Annotated in this window: 15 protein-coding genes and 1 riboswitch; of the genes, 10 read left to right on the top strand and 5 right to left on the bottom strand. The window is 66.4% G+C overall.

From position 1 onward, the window contains the following. Positions 1 to 24 precede the first annotated feature (24 nt). Entirely contained in the window at positions 25 to 651 is a 627-nt protein-coding gene (locus V9L17_RS15460; protein ID WP_337352086.1) for a HutD/Ves family protein, read from the top strand. Between the two features lie 36 nt (positions 652 to 687). Here V9L17_RS15460 and V9L17_RS15455 read toward each other — a convergent pair whose 3' ends face one another. Next, positions 688 to 1284 carry a hypothetical protein gene (locus tag V9L17_RS15455; RefSeq protein WP_337352085.1) on the bottom strand — a complete coding sequence of 199 codons (597 nt, stop codon included), beginning with the start codon at positions 1282 to 1284 and terminating at the stop codon, positions 688 to 690. Positions 1285 to 1550: 266 nt separating this feature from the next. Here V9L17_RS15455 and V9L17_RS15450 point away from each other — a divergent pair, with 266 nt between their 5' ends. The 3 genes from V9L17_RS15450 (at position 1551) to V9L17_RS15440 (ending at position 2916) form a co-directional block, all read left to right on the top strand. After that, on the top strand, positions 1551 to 2081 hold the full coding sequence (locus V9L17_RS15450; protein ID WP_337347352.1) for a ferritin: 531 nt from the start codon (positions 1551 to 1553) through the stop codon (positions 2079 to 2081). A gap of 68 nt (positions 2082 to 2149) precedes the next feature. Continuing rightward, positions 2150 to 2215: riboswitch (guanidine-III (ykkC-III) riboswitch) on the top strand. Positions 2216 to 2224: 9 nt separating this feature from the next. After that, positions 2225 to 2548, top strand: a complete 324-nt coding sequence (locus V9L17_RS15445) for a DMT family transporter (protein ID WP_337352084.1) — start codon at positions 2225 to 2227, stop codon at positions 2546 to 2548. After that, positions 2548 to 2916, top strand: coding sequence for a DMT family transporter (locus V9L17_RS15440; RefSeq protein ID WP_337347354.1), 369 nt, complete (start codon positions 2548 to 2550; stop codon positions 2914 to 2916). Before V9L17_RS15445 ends, V9L17_RS15440 begins: the two co-directional genes overlap by 1 nt. Here the strand turns inward: V9L17_RS15440 and V9L17_RS15435 are convergent. Together V9L17_RS15435 and V9L17_RS15430 are read right to left on the bottom strand one after the other, a co-directional pair. After that, positions 2894 to 3664, bottom strand: a complete 771-nt coding sequence (locus V9L17_RS15435) for a hypothetical protein (protein ID WP_337352083.1) — start codon at positions 3662 to 3664, stop codon at positions 2894 to 2896. The genes V9L17_RS15440 and V9L17_RS15435 overlap by 23 nt on opposite strands. Further along, complete coding sequence (locus V9L17_RS15430) at positions 3661 to 4596, bottom strand: ABC transporter ATP-binding protein (protein WP_337352082.1); 936 nt, start codon at positions 4594 to 4596, stop codon at positions 3661 to 3663. Before V9L17_RS15430 ends, V9L17_RS15435 begins: the two co-directional genes overlap by 4 nt. A 131-nt stretch (positions 4597 to 4727) precedes the next feature. Between V9L17_RS15430 and V9L17_RS15425 the strand changes: the two genes are divergently transcribed. The 3 genes from V9L17_RS15425 (at position 4728) to V9L17_RS15415 (ending at position 7097) form a co-directional block, all read left to right on the top strand. Continuing rightward, a complete protein-coding gene (locus tag V9L17_RS15425) occupies positions 4728 to 5354 on the top strand; it encodes a nucleoside/nucleotide kinase family protein (protein ID WP_337352081.1) in 627 nt (208 codons plus the stop codon). 71 nt (positions 5355 to 5425) lie between these two features. Continuing rightward, on the top strand, positions 5426 to 6421 hold the full coding sequence (locus V9L17_RS15420; RefSeq protein ID WP_337352080.1) for an aldo/keto reductase: 996 nt from the start codon (positions 5426 to 5428) through the stop codon (positions 6419 to 6421). 25 nt (positions 6422 to 6446) lie between these two features. Continuing rightward, the gene (locus V9L17_RS15415; protein WP_337352079.1) at positions 6447 to 7097 is read left to right on the top strand and encodes an MBL fold metallo-hydrolase; all 651 of its coding nucleotides are present in this window, start codon (positions 6447 to 6449) and stop codon (positions 7095 to 7097) included. Positions 7098 to 7237: 140 nt separating this feature from the next. Here the strand turns inward: V9L17_RS15415 and V9L17_RS15410 are convergent, their stop codons facing one another. Next, a complete protein-coding gene (locus V9L17_RS15410; protein ID WP_337347360.1) occupies positions 7238 to 9139 on the bottom strand; it encodes a DEAD/DEAH box helicase in 1902 nt (633 codons plus the stop codon). A gap of 340 nt (positions 9140 to 9479) precedes the next feature. Between V9L17_RS15410 and V9L17_RS15405 the strand changes: the two genes are divergently transcribed. Continuing rightward, positions 9480 to 10205, top strand: a complete 726-nt coding sequence (locus tag V9L17_RS15405) for a class I SAM-dependent methyltransferase (RefSeq protein ID WP_337352078.1) — start codon at positions 9480 to 9482, stop codon at positions 10203 to 10205. 40 nt (positions 10206 to 10245) lie between these two features. Further along, complete coding sequence (locus V9L17_RS15400) at positions 10246 to 10848, top strand: dihydrofolate reductase family protein (RefSeq protein WP_337347362.1); 603 nt, start codon at positions 10246 to 10248, stop codon at positions 10846 to 10848. Between the two features lie 21 nt (positions 10849 to 10869). Here the strand turns inward: V9L17_RS15400 and V9L17_RS15395 are convergent, their stop codons facing one another. Next, positions 10870 to 12282 carry an MFS transporter gene (locus V9L17_RS15395; protein WP_337352077.1) on the bottom strand — a complete coding sequence of 471 codons (1413 nt, stop codon included), beginning with the start codon at positions 12280 to 12282 and terminating at the stop codon, positions 10870 to 10872. Between the two features lie 109 nt (positions 12283 to 12391). On the opposite strand from V9L17_RS15395, the gene soxR reads away from it, so the two are divergent. Continuing rightward, complete coding sequence (gene soxR, locus V9L17_RS15390) at positions 12392 to 12850, top strand: redox-sensitive transcriptional activator SoxR (RefSeq protein ID WP_337352076.1); 459 nt, start codon at positions 12392 to 12394, stop codon at positions 12848 to 12850. The last annotated feature ends 26 nt before the right edge of the window (positions 12851 to 12876 follow it).

The raw sequence follows: 12876 nt of genomic DNA, 5'->3' as shown, positions 1-12876 counted from the left end.
CGGCCGACAAACTAGGCTGGTCGGATGGAGATCATCCGCTTTGCAGAGCTCAGGAACGAACCATGGCGCAACGGCGGCGGGGTGACGCGGGAGCTTGCCAGCCACCCGCAGGCCGCCTCCGCACAGGACGGGGCGTGGGACTGGCGCGTCAGCATCGCCGAACTCACTAAAGCCGGCGACTTCTCCCCGTTCCCCGGCATGGAGCGGGTACTCACGGTGGTCGAGGGCGAACTTCTCCTGCTGACCGTGGACGGGGCCGAGCATCCGCTGGAAAAGTACAGGCCCTTCAGGTTCTCCGGCGAAGCCGCTGCCCACGGCGCCCTGCCCACGGGCGACGTCCGGAACCTCAACGTCATCACCCGGACCGATTCCTTTAAGGGCTTTACGTCCATCATCGAACTTTCGAAGAAGCGCGCCCACCCGGTGTTCGAGGGCCAATTGGCGGTGCTGCTGCAGGGCTCGGCCACCGTCAGCCCGGGCGCTGCGGGCGAGGCCGACGGCGGAGCGGAAGGCCCTGCCGAAGCAGCCCCTGCCCCGGAACCCGAGGCACTCAACCGGTACGACGCCGTCGTCGGTTCCGATATCCGTTCCCCGGAGATCCTGGGCCGCGGAATCCTGGCCGTCGTCTTGATCGACCGTGTGGAAGGCTGACCCGCAGCAGCCCCACCTGTACCAGCCCGGGCCCGCTCAACCGATGAAGGTGACGAGGTCTTCGCAGAAATCCCGTCCTTCCGTATCAGCACGCCCGGGGTCGGTGATCACGCCCACGAACTCAAGAAACTCATCATCGAACGGGTCGGCCGGTGTCCCACCGTGGTCAATGAGCACTTCGGCCCTGAACGTTCCCGTGTCCATGAAAAGACGCGTCCCGTCCGGGCCGTAGGCCTTCTCGACCCCGGATGCAGAGAAAACGATCGTCAACGTGCCGTCGCCGTTGTCTATGATGCTGTGATCCTTCTCCTGCTCGACCCGCGTGATAGTGAAGCTCTGGTCATTCAAAGTGTTCGTCCACACGTCGGTCCGCCGGATGGGATTTACCGCGTAGGCCAGGCCGTCGCCGCGTTGGGTAAAGAGGAACATCGCCTCAACCTCCCAGTCGTGCCGTACGGGGAAGTCCACCACCCCGGCGCAGAAGTTGGGATTCTCCTCCTGCGCAATGGCGCTTCCGGAATCCGAAATATGTTCGTGCGTTAGGGGTCGCGCCAGCGCGGGCGCGGCCGATACCACCGCCATTCCGGCTGCCGAGATCAATGCTGCCGCGGCGGCGAGTGCCTTGTGAATCATGGTTTCCTCCTCTACTGGTGGCCCACAGCGGTGAGCCGTGTGTTCATTGCTTCCGTTCGGGATCCAGGCGTGCGGCCGCCAGTGGCTTTGGGGGAAGGTGATATGTCCACGAGGCGCTCCTCCTCACCACACAGGTGTCCGGAGCCCAGTCAGACGAACATTTCTCTTGTAAGGAACGCTACTCTCCGCGTTTGCCTGGCACTAGGGCCCGTTAGCTGAGCCTTTCCACACTGGTCACGCTGGGGTGCCGCTCCTAGACTCGGGCTATGACTTCCACACCCTTTAATGCGCTTCTGTCCACCCAGATCGGCAACGAGTTTGCCGCCTCGCAGCAGTACATTGCCGTGGCCACCTGGTTCGCCAACCAGGACCTCCCGCAGCTGGCCCGGTACTTTTACCGGCAGTCTGTTGAGGAACGGAACCACGCCATGATGATGGTGCAGTACATGTTGGACCGCGACATCCCCTTCACCATCCCGGGCGTCCCCACCGTACGCAACGACTTCTCCTCAGTGACAGAACCTTTGGCGCTGGCGCTGCAGCAGGAAAAGGAAGTGACCGGAAACATCGAGGCGCTCTTCCGCGCCGCACGTTCCGAGGATGACGCCCTGGGCGAGCAGTTCATGCTCTGGTTCCTCAAGGAGCAGGTGGAGGAAGTTGCCGCCATGACCACGCTCCTGAACATCGCCGAGCGCGCAGACAACCTCTTCGACATCGAGAACTTCATCGCCCGCGAAACGATCGGCGACGGCGGCCGCGACGCCTCTGCCCCGGAAGCGGCCGGCGGAGCCCTTTAAGCCCCGATCCCGGCGGTGAGGTTGGCCACCAACGTGGCCACCCGCCGTCGGGCGTTGCTACGCTGGGATTAAGGCTCCGCAACGGACCCTCCGGACGACGGTTCAGTACCCGGCACGCGACAAGACTGGCCAAAGGATCTGTCATGTCGTGGTTAATCCTCATTCTTTCCGGGGCGCTGGAAGCCGTCTGGGCGGCCGCCCTGCACCGGACCTTCCAGGCATCGGGCCGGCGCCGCATCGCCCCCGCCATCCTGTTCCTGGCAGCAGTCCTCGCCAGCATGGCCGGCCTTGCCATTGCCATGCAAGGCATCCCCACCGGAACCGCCTACGCCGTGTGGGTGGGGGTGGGCGTGGTGCTGACCTCCGCCTACGCCATCACCACCAGGGCGGAACGTCCGACGGCGGCACGACTGCTGCTGCTCACCGGCATCGCCGCGTGCGTGGTTGGCCTGAAGGTGGTGGCGTAATGACTAAGCGCTCCGCGGCCTGGGTGATGCTCCTTGCCTCCGCTGTCCTCGAAGCCGTCTGGGCCACTGCACTGGGCCTGTCCGACGGCTTCACCCGGCCCTTCCCCACCGTTGTCTTCGCTGTGACGGCGACGCTCAGCATGGTTGGCCTCGGGCTCGCCATTCGCAGCATTCCGCTGGGCACGGCCTACGCCGTATGGGTGGGGATCGGTGCAGCCTTGACGGTCGGCTGGGCGATGGCCACCGGTGTCGAGCCCTTCAGTGTGCTGAAGGTGCTGTTCATCGCGGGCATCGTGGGTTGCGCGGCCGGGCTGAAGTCGCTGCCCGCCGGCAAAAACGCCGACGCTACGCCTCGCTCTTCTCCGTAATCCACCAGCCGATGCCCAGAGGCAGCACGTACCAAAGAGTCAGCGACGAAATCACTTCCAGGGCCGTCGGTGCTTCCGGCCCGCCTACCAGTGCACCGACGGCCGTGATCGTGCTGAGGTAGCCGCTGGCATCCGGGAGGAGGGCGAGGATGAGGCCGTTGCCCACCAGGCTGACCAGGATGACTGCGACGATGGCCAAAGCGGTCCGGCGAATCGCTGCGGCCAGGCCAACACCGAACATGGTGCTCAGGAGGCACGCTGCCAGCCCGTCCCACAGTTCCTGCCCCGCACCGTCGAATGCTCCCGTTCCGCCACCGCCCAGGGCTGCCGCCACCACGGCGGACAGCAGGAACACGAAGAACTGCAGAGCGACAGCGAGGAGGGCAGCAGCCAGGACCTTGGCCCAGAATTGCCTGGCCCGTCCCCGCAACAGGGGGTAGTAGACGACGGTGGTGCGGTGGGCTGCGTCGGAAGTCATTCCCATGATTCCGATGAGCGGCATCGCCAGCGTGGTGAACAGACCGATGCTCCCGGCAAGGCTGGTGAACGTGACGGGGGTGCCTTGCCTTGTACCGATCACCGCCAATCCCACCACCAGGGCCAGAGCAACGAATGCCAGCACTGCGAAGATCGCCAGCGAACTGCGGGTGTCCACCAGTTTGCGGATTTCGACGGCAACCAGGCGGGCAAATCCGACCTGCCGTGTGCCTCGGAAGAGAGGCGCTGGCCAGAGAGTGGACTGGCTCATCGGATCTGCTCCATGGTGTTGTTACGGCTGCTGAATTCGCCGGAGGTCAGCGCAAGGAACTTCTCCTCGAGCGCCGACTCCGTAATGTTGGAAAGATGCGTCAGCACCACGCCGTGCTCCAGGCAGGCCCGGCTGATCTCCTCGGGCGATACGTCGATGAGAAATTCCCTCCCCGTCAGGTGGAAGGCCCAGGCGCGTCGTTCACAGACGTCCGCAAGACGGTCCGGTTCGACGGCGATGGCCTTGGTTCGGGAACTGACGCTGAACTCCGCGGCGGTGCCGGAAGCGACGATCCTCCCCCGGTCGATCATCACGATGTGATCGGACACGGCCTGCATGTCTCGGAGGAGGTGGCTCGAAAGCAGCACAGTGCCGCCCTGGGCGCTGAAGTGCTTGAGGTACTTCCGGACCCAGAGTGCGCCGTCAGCATCGAGCCCGTTGGTGGGCTCGTCCATGACCAGAAACTGCGGCCCGGCGAGGAGAGCCATGGCCAGGACCAAGCGCTGCCGCATCCCCAGGGATAGTGATCCCACACGCTTTTTCCGCACTGTTTCGAGGCCGGCAAGGCTGAGCGCCTCCGCGACGGCGGAGGGCGGCAGATCCAGCAGGATCGCGTTCAGCTTGAGGGTCTCCTGCAGCGATCGGCCCGGGTGCAACGCGGTGGGGTCCAACACGAAGCCGATGGTACGTCCCGGACTTTCCAGGTCTTCGCGCCGGTGTCCATTGAACAGGACTTCTCCGGCATCTGCACGGGTCAGGCCTGCCGCAATCCGCAGCGTCGTTGACTTGCCCGCACCGTTTGGGCCGAGGAATCCGGTAATGGATCCGGCTGGACAGGCAAAGCTGACGGAATCCACCACGTTCCGACCCGCATATGCCTTGGTGACTCCCGCGAAGGAAATCCCTGAACCGGCGCCAGATGTCGACCCCACTGGACAATCCCTCCGTAAACAATGGCGCATCCCCTATGGCCGTCTCGAAAGTATCACTAAAAACGATCGACTAAAGGGCTGGCTTGTGACTTGACGCCAGCGAGAACCAGCGGGCGGTTTAGGCTTTTCCCATGGATTCCCCCGAAGTGACGCAAGCCGTGGCCGCGCTCCGGCACAGGCTCGACGGCGGCCAACGGACGCTGCTGGGCATCACCGGTGCCCCCGGCTCGGGAAAGTCCACTTTTGCAGCCTGGCTCCAGCGGCACTTCGGCGCGGATCTGGCCGTCGTGGTGCCGATGGACGGCTTCCACCTGGGCAACGCGATCATCGACGGCACACCGCTGCGGCAGCGCAAGGGCGCCATGGACACGTTCGACGGCGGCGGGTACCTGTCGCTGTTGCAGCGCTTGGTGCGTCGGGATGAGGATGTGGTGTACGCCCCGGAGTTCCGCCGAACGCTCGACGAGCCGGTGGCCGCCTCCATCGCCGTCCCGGCTTCCGTGCCGCTGGTCATCACTGAAGGAAACTATCTCCTGGCCGAAACGCCGCAGTGGAAGGAAGTCCGCGCGCAGCTTGATGAGGTCTGGTTCATGGATACGGCGCCGGAGCTGCGGCTTGGCCGGCTGGTGGACCGGCACGTGGAGTTCGGCATGGTGCGTGCGGCGGCTGAAGCGTGGGCGACGGGCCCGGACGAAGCCAACGCCGTGCTGATCGAAGCCACCCGTCAGCGCGCGGACCGGATCATCCCCTGGGGCTAGGACCCGGAATAGTCCGGCCGAGGCCAGGGTTCTTGGCTGGGACACACATCCACAATGAACGGAGCGCGCTCATGACTGCACCATCGGTCCACCTCGGCGACGGCCTCAAGGTCAGTCCCCTGGGTTTCGGCGGAATGGCCCTCACACCGGTTTACGGCGAGGTTGACCCGGGCCAAGCCCTCGAGACCCTGCATCATGCCGTGGATGCCGGCGTCAGCTTCATTGACACCGCGGACATCTACGGCGGGGGCAGCAACGAAGAACTCATTGCGCAGTTGCTCAAGGACCGCCGGGATGAGGTGCAGCTCGCCACTAAGTTCTCACTGGTGGGCAATCCGGCGAAGGGCTACACGGACATCCGGGGCGACGCCGCTTATGTTCGGCAGGCTGTGGACGCGAGCCTTACACGCCTGGGCACGGACGTCATCGACCTCTACTACATGCACCGCCGTGACCTCCGCGTTCCGATTGTGGAAACCGTGGAGGCCATGGCGGGGCTGGTGCAGCAGGGCAAGATCAAACATCTTGGCCTGTCCGAGGTAACTGCGCAGGAGCTGGCCGAAGCTAACTCAGTGCACCCCATCGCCGCTGTCCAGAGCGAGTGGTCCATCTGGAGCCGGGACGTGGAACGCAACGTTGTCCCGGCCGCCGCCAGCCTCGGTGTGGGCTTTGTGCCGTATTCGCCACTGGGCCGGGGATTCCTCACCGGCACTGTGGACGCTTCCAGCCTCGGTGCCAATGACTTCCGACGCCGGATCCCGCGCTTCGCCGAGGACGCCGCAGACGCCAACCAGGCAGTCGTGGAGGCAGTTCGGTCGGTCGCGGCGGAAGTTGCCGCGACTCCCGCCCAAGTAGCGCTCGCCTGGCTGCTGGCACAGGGCAACCGCCTGGGACTGGCCGTGGTCCCCATCCCCGGCACGCGCAAAACGCACCGGATCGATGAAAACCTCGGCGCCCTGTCCCTCGACCTGACCCAGGCGCAACTGGACGCGCTGGACCTGGCCGCGGACGCCGTCGTCGGCTCCCGCTCGGCGGACCCCAACTGGGTGTCCCAGGGCCGTGAATAACCAGGCCTTGAATAAGCTGAAGCCCATGGAAACGCTCATTCACGACCTACGGAACATCACCATCCGCCGGATTTCGGTCAGCGAGATGGACAATAACGTGTATTTGCTTACCGCGAAGGAGTCCGGCGCGCAGCTGCTGATTGATGCGGCGGACGATCTTCCCGCCATTCAGGGGCTGCTGCAGGACGCCGCCGCGGACACCGCTGCAACGCCCAAGCTGGAACTCATAGCAACCACGCACCAGCACTGGGACCATGTCCGCGCACTTCCCGCTTTGGTGGAAGCGACCGGAGCCAGGACCGCGGCCGGAACTGACGACGCCCCGGAGCTCCCGGTGAAGGTGGACGTCCTGCTGGACCACGGCGACATCGGCAACTTCGACGGCTTCGACGTGACGGCAGTGCACCTGCGCGGGCACACCCCCGGATCCGTGGCGTTCGTCTACCAGGATCCGGATGGCCCGGCGCACATCTTCTCCGGGGATTCACTCTTCCCCGGAGGCGTGGGCAACACCCAGAAGGATCCCGACCGGTTCAGCCAGCTGATCAACGATGTGAGCGAGCGGCTGTTTGACGTCTATCCGGACGACACCGTGGTACATCCGGGCCACGGGAAGCCCACCACCCTCGGCGCGGAACGCCCACACCTGGAGGAGTGGCGCGCCCGCGGCTGGTAGCGCTTAACCCATCGAGTGCTCCACCAACGCCGTTATGAACCCTCTAAACGGCGTTTACGGAGCACTCGATGTTGGTTAACCTGGGCCCACAACCGCCGGGTTCCCTGACCGAGCTTGCGAGGTCAGGGAACGGTTGGGGATTAGCGGCTGCGGCGTTCGTTCGACGCCGGTGCTGACGCGCGGCGCGGGCCGCTGCGGGCCGGACGGCCATCGCTTGAGCGACCGCCGCCGCCGTTGCCGGCGTAGGAGCCGCCCGACGTTCCGCCAGTGTTGGAGGACCAGACAGCCTTGTTACCGCCGCCGGCTGCACCGGCACCTGCGGAACGCTGTCCGCCACCAGTACGGGCACCTGCTCCGGCTGCTGCGCGCTGGCCCGTTGCCGGGCGCCCGCCGCGCTGTCCGCCGGAGGTAGCCGGGCGTCCGGTACCGCCGCGGGGGGCATCGCTGCGGGTGACACGTGAGTCCGCGCGTCCGTCGGAACCGCGGCCAGCCGATGCACGGCCACCTGCTGCGGGGACGTCGTTGCGGTGAGTGGAAGCTGCGGTACCGCGGCCACGGGCGTTGCGGCGTGCGGCCGCCGCTGCGATGGCGCGGTCTTCGTTCTGCTCGATGACGCGGTCTGCGGCGTTACGGGCGGCGGCCTGGCCTTCGTAGGCCACTGCGCGGCGCTCTGCACGGGGCAGGTCGGTGCGCGGAGCCTCAGCCGAGACCCGTCCACGTCCGCCACGTCCGCCACGGCCACCCGCGGTGGGGGCCGCCTGGGTAGTGCGACGGGCGCGCTTGCGCTCGGCGTTGGCACCGGTGGAGGTGCCGCCGCCCTGCTGCTTTGCCTTGCTGGCGAGCAGTGCTGCCCGGGTGCGCGGGTCAATCTTGTCGGCCATTTCGCCCACGAGTTCGGCGACCAGCGGGGAGTTGGCGGTGACGCGCTCGAAGTTGACCTCGACGCCGGCTGCCTTCATGAGCTTCTTGACGTCGCTCTGCTGCTCCGGGAGGGTCAGCGTGACAACAGTGCCGTCCGAACCCGCACGGGCCGTACGGCCTGAGCGGTGCAGGTATGCCTTGTGCTCGGTGGGCGGATCCACGTGGATCACCAGTTCGACGTCGTCCACGTGGACACCGCGGGCGGCGACGTCGGTGGCCACCAGCACGCGGACCTCACCGGAGGAGAACTCCGCCAGGTTGCGGTCACGGGCGTTCTGCGAAAGGTTGCCGTGCAGGTCGACGGCGGGGATCCCGGCGTCGGTCAGGGTCTTGGCCAGTTTGCGGGCGTGGTGCTTGGTGCGCATAAAGAGCACGCGGCGGCCGGCGCCTGAAGCGAGCTCGACGATCAGCTGCTTCTTGACGGTCTGGTCGTTGACCACCAGCACGTGGTGCTCCATGGTGGTCACCGCAGCCTGGGGATCATCCACGGAGTGGGTCAGCGGGTTGGACAGGTAGCGCTGGACGATCTTGTCCACGCCGTTGTCCAGGGTGGCGGAGAAGAGCAGGCGCTGGCCCTGGCTGGGGGTCATGTCCATGAGCTTCTTCACGACGGGCAGGAAGCCGAGGTCGGCCATGTGGTCGGCCTCGTCCAGCACGGTGACCTCAACGGCTTCGAGGGTCAGGATGCGCTGGCGGATCAGGTCCTCGAGGCGGCCCGGGCAGGCGATGACGATGTCGACGCCGGCGCGGAGGGCCTTTTCCTGCCGGGCCTGGGAGATGCCGCCGTAGATCACGGTGGTGTTCAGGCCCATGGCCTTGGCCATCGGCTCGATGGTGGCGTTGATCTGGGTGGCGAGCTCGCGGGTCGGTGCGAGGACCAGGCCCATGGGGCGGCCGGGCTTGCGGAAGTGCTTGGCTTCCCGCTCAGCGAGTCGTGCTACAAGCGGGATGGCGAAAGCGATGGTCTTGCCGGAGCCGGTACGGCCGCGGCCCAGGACGTCGCGTCCGGCCAGCGTGTCCGGGAGGGTCTTGACCTGGATGGGGAACGGTTCAACAATTCCCTGGGCGGTGAGGGTGTCGGCAAGTGCTTTGGGCGTGCCGAGGGCAGCGAAAGTAGTCATGTAGTCAAAGGTCTTTCAGGCGGTATCCGTGCGGATATCGGCCCCCGACGCCGGTTGGCTCAGGGGTTCGCCGAAGAAAAGTCAGGTGATCAACCGTGCTGCTGCCCGGTTCAGGGCGGCGGCTGGGACCAAATGGAACGCGTTCATCGACGCAGGATGTGCCTCTCACATGAAAAAACCCGCTTCCCAAAATTCGGGACTCCGATTTAGGGAGCAAGCGGGCATCACTGCACATCAAGTTTCACCAGTCTAGCATCCCGCCGCGTGTAGCCCCGCCTTATGCCCCCGGCGGTGCTGCGGGGCGTTGCCAGCGGGGGCCCTCCAGGAGCAGGCTTGAGGCATGACGCAACAGGGCGAAGACCACCACCACGTAACGGACGACGGCGGCACCCGGCTCAGCGACGAACCGCACCAAAGTGCCGCTGAAGCCTGGGACGAAAGGTACCGCAGCAAGCCAAAGCTCTGGAGCGGCAAACCCAATCCACAACTCGTCCGCGAAGGAGGCGGCCTCCGACCAGGCAAGGCACTGGACCTGGGCTGCGGCGAAGGGGCCGACGCCATCTGGCTCGCCCAGCAAGGCTGGACTGTCACCGCCGTCGACGTTTCCGCCGTCGCGCTCGAACGGGCCGCCACCCACGAAAAAGCCGCGCTGGAACGCGAAAGCGTGCACGCCAAGGGGCCAGGCGAGATTCCCAGCCGCATCCACTGGGAACAGTGCGACCTCGAGGACTGGCAGCCTGCAGGAACGTACGATCTTGTGTCCTCCCAGTTCCTGCACTCACCCCAGCTGGCGTGGCAGGGTCCGTTGCGGGCCGCCGCTGGCGCCGTCAAGCCCGGCGGGACACTACTGATCGTTGGCCACCATCCGGACCGGCTGCCGCCGTGGGGAAACCACAACTCGCATGAGATGTTCTACACGCCCGCCGAACTGGTCCAGGAACTTGGCCTGGACTCGCCGGAATGGCAGGTGGAGGTCAGCACCACAAGGGAGCGGGTGGTCGCCGGACCTGACGGCCGGGAAGCCGTCATCGGCGATACCGTGCTCCGGGCTACCCGGCTGTCCTGATCACCGCTTTCCGGACCATCCCCAGTGGAAGGAATGAACCATGGCAAGGCTCATCGCCGAAATGACCATGTCGCTGGACGGGTTCATCGCCCTCCCCGATGACACCATCGGCGGACTGTTCGACTGGTACGAGAACGGCCCCGTGGAGGTTCCCACCGCCAGGCCGGACATGACCTGGCATGTCTCGGAAGCCAGCGCGGGGCATCTCCGCCGGACCATGTCCACTGCGGGCGCGCTGTTGGTGGGGCGCCGCATCTTCGACATCACCCACGGCTGGGACGGGCACCATCCCATCGACTGTCCCATTGTGGTGCTCAGCCATTCCGTCCCGGAGGGCTGGCCCCGCGAGGGCGTGCCGTACACCTTCGTCACCAGCGGCTTCCAGGAGGCCGCGGCGGAAGCCCAGAAACTGGCTGGGGACAAGGACGTGGGCCTCGCCGGCCCGGATATCATCCGGCAGGCGATCGACGCTGGCCTCCTCGCGGAGATCCGCGTCAACCTGGCACCCTGGCTGCTGGGAACCGGAATCCGCTTTTTCGACCACCTCAACGCCGCCCCGGTGAAACTGGAACGGACGCGGGTGATCGAGGGCGACGGCGTCACGCATCTCTACTTCAACGTCCTCCCCCGCCCGGACTACTGAGCTGCCGCGTATCGGGCAGGCCTACCGGGCCGTCCGCGCCGAGACCCTCGGCGCCACGGCGACCCCGGCTGCGGCGAGTACAGCGGCGAGGGCGAAGACGCCGGCGAACGATTCCGCCGTCGTCGTAAATGCCGCGAAGACGATGGCCGTGGAGGCGAGCGCGAGGGCGCCGCCCAGCGAGTCGGAGATGGACATTGCAGAGCTGTTGAAGCCCTCGTTGTCCTTGGTGGACAGGGCCAGCGTCATCACGCTCAGCCGGGGATACAGCAGCCCCATGCCGCCGCCGGCGAAGATCCAGCCGGCAATCGCGACGGCGGCTGGCCAGTTCAGTGCGGTGGTTACCAGTGCCAGGGTAATGGCGGCCAGCACGAGCACCGAGCCGAGGCGCACCGCGGCGCGGTGGTCCAGCCTGTTGCCAAGGCGGCCCTGGATCGCGGAGGCAGCAGCCCACGCAAGTGCGCCTCCGGTCAGGGTGAGGCCGGCGAAGGTGGGCGAGAATTCGTACTGCTCGATCAACAGGTAGGGCAGGTACACCTCGGCGCCGAAGAACGCCGAGGACACGAGGCCGCGGGTGAGGATCACGCTGGGTAGGCCGCGCCGGGCGGTCAGGGTTCCGCGCGGCACGAGGGGGCGGACAGCCACCAGGGCGACCACGATGGCGGCAGCGGCCAAAACGCCCGGCGCAGCGGGGATCCCGGCCACCCGGACCTCGGCGGACAGGTTAAGCGCCAGGACAGCCAGTGCGGCGAGCCCTGCCCACGCGAGGCGGCCCACAGCCCAGGGCGGGGTTGCCGATTCCTGGGGTTGCCGGTCCACGCCACGGAGCACCGGAACGATCATTACCAGGGCAGGAACCACCAGCCCCACCACTCCTAAGAACACCCAGTGCCAGCTCAGGACCTGCGCCACGATGCCGGCCGCGAACGGGCCCACCAGGGACGGGATCACCCAGGCGGCAGCAAAAGCGGCGAAAATTTTCGGGTGCAGGAGCGCGGGGTAGACCCGGGCCACCACGACGTATAGGGCAACGGTCATCGCTCCGCCGCCGAGCCCCTGGACCAGCCGGCCGGCCACAAGCACAGGCATCGACGCCGCAGTGCCAGCGATCAGCAGGCCAGCGACAAAGAGCGCCACGGAGGCGTACAGCGGTGCAGTGGGGCCCCGCCGGTCGGACCAGTTTCCGGCCGCCACCATGCCGATCACGCCGGTGGCCAGTGGTCCTGCGAAAGCCAGGGCATACAGGCTGGCTCCGTCCAGGTCGCGGCTGACCACAGGCATGATGGTGGTCACCGCCAGGGATTCGAAGGCGGCCAGGAAAACCAGGGCGCACGCGCCGATGGTCACCCACAGGTATGGCCGCTGCAGGATCCCTGCAGCGGGGTCGGTGGCGGGGAGGGTGGAATCGCGCACGGTTACGGCCTGATCAGAAGTCATGGACGCAAACCTAGGACCTCAACTAAGGTTGAGGTCAAGGCGGGCGGCCGGGTTGCGGAGCGGATTGGACCACCGGCGCGGAACGCTGTTGATCCAATAGGGGGAAAGCATGCCACAGGTGGCCGCCGGGAAGCACCATGCCCTCAGCATCGGCGAGTTATCGGACCGGAGCGGAGTGGCGCCGTCGGCCCTTCATTTCTACGAACGCAACGGCCTTATCTCCTCCGAGCGCACATCCGGCAACCAACGGCGCTACCGCCGGGATGCTCTACGGCGAGTGGCGTTCATCCGCGTGTCCCAACGGGTGGGCATCCCGTTGAAGGAAATCCGCGCGGCCTTGGACTCACTGCCGGAGGGGCGGACACCCACTAAGCGGGACTGGTCCCGACTGTCCCGGCTCTGGCGCGCCGAACTGGACGCGCGGATCGAGGCACTGGAGCACCTCCGCAGCGACCTCGACGGCTGCATCGGCTGCGGCTGCCTCAGCCTGAAGGCGTGCCGGCTGCAGAACCCGGAGGACACCCTGGGCGACGGCGGCACGGGCCCCCGCCGCTGGGACGGCACCTGAGCACCAGCCACCCCAAGTAAGTAGCA

The sequence above is a fragment of the Pseudarthrobacter sp. CCNWLW207 genome (genome assembly GCF_037203945.1).
GTDB lineage: Bacteria > Actinomycetota > Actinomycetes > Actinomycetales > Micrococcaceae > Arthrobacter.
Note: the sequence above shows the minus strand (reverse complement) of the source record. Positions and strands in the feature narration are given on the sequence as shown.

Coding starts and splice junctions, on each gene's coding strand:
- V9L17_RS15460 (WP_337352086.1), top strand. CDS start 25: ATGGAGATCATCCGCTTTGCAGAGCTCAGGAACGAACCATGGCGCAAC.
- V9L17_RS15455 (WP_337352085.1), bottom strand. CDS start 1,284: ATGATTCACAAGGCACTCGCCGCCGCGGCAGCATTGATCTCGGCAGCC.
- V9L17_RS15450 (WP_337347352.1), top strand. CDS start 1,551: ATGACTTCCACACCCTTTAATGCGCTTCTGTCCACCCAGATCGGCAAC.
- V9L17_RS15445 (WP_337352084.1), top strand. CDS start 2,225: ATGTCGTGGTTAATCCTCATTCTTTCCGGGGCGCTGGAAGCCGTCTGG.
- V9L17_RS15440 (WP_337347354.1), top strand. CDS start 2,548: ATGACTAAGCGCTCCGCGGCCTGGGTGATGCTCCTTGCCTCCGCTGTC.
- V9L17_RS15435 (WP_337352083.1), bottom strand. CDS start 3,664: ATGAGCCAGTCCACTCTCTGGCCAGCGCCTCTCTTCCGAGGCACACGG.
- V9L17_RS15425 (WP_337352081.1), top strand. CDS start 4,728: ATGGATTCCCCCGAAGTGACGCAAGCCGTGGCCGCGCTCCGGCACAGG.
- V9L17_RS15420 (WP_337352080.1), top strand. CDS start 5,426: ATGACTGCACCATCGGTCCACCTCGGCGACGGCCTCAAGGTCAGTCCC.
- V9L17_RS15415 (WP_337352079.1), top strand. CDS start 6,447: ATGGAAACGCTCATTCACGACCTACGGAACATCACCATCCGCCGGATT.
- V9L17_RS15410 (WP_337347360.1), bottom strand. CDS start 9,139: ATGACTACTTTCGCTGCCCTCGGCACGCCCAAAGCACTTGCCGACACC.
- V9L17_RS15405 (WP_337352078.1), top strand. CDS start 9,480: ATGACGCAACAGGGCGAAGACCACCACCACGTAACGGACGACGGCGGC.
- V9L17_RS15400 (WP_337347362.1), top strand. CDS start 10,246: ATGGCAAGGCTCATCGCCGAAATGACCATGTCGCTGGACGGGTTCATC.
- V9L17_RS15395 (WP_337352077.1), bottom strand. CDS start 12,282: ATGACTTCTGATCAGGCCGTAACCGTGCGCGATTCCACCCTCCCCGCC.
- soxR (WP_337352076.1), top strand. CDS start 12,392: ATGCCACAGGTGGCCGCCGGGAAGCACCATGCCCTCAGCATCGGCGAG.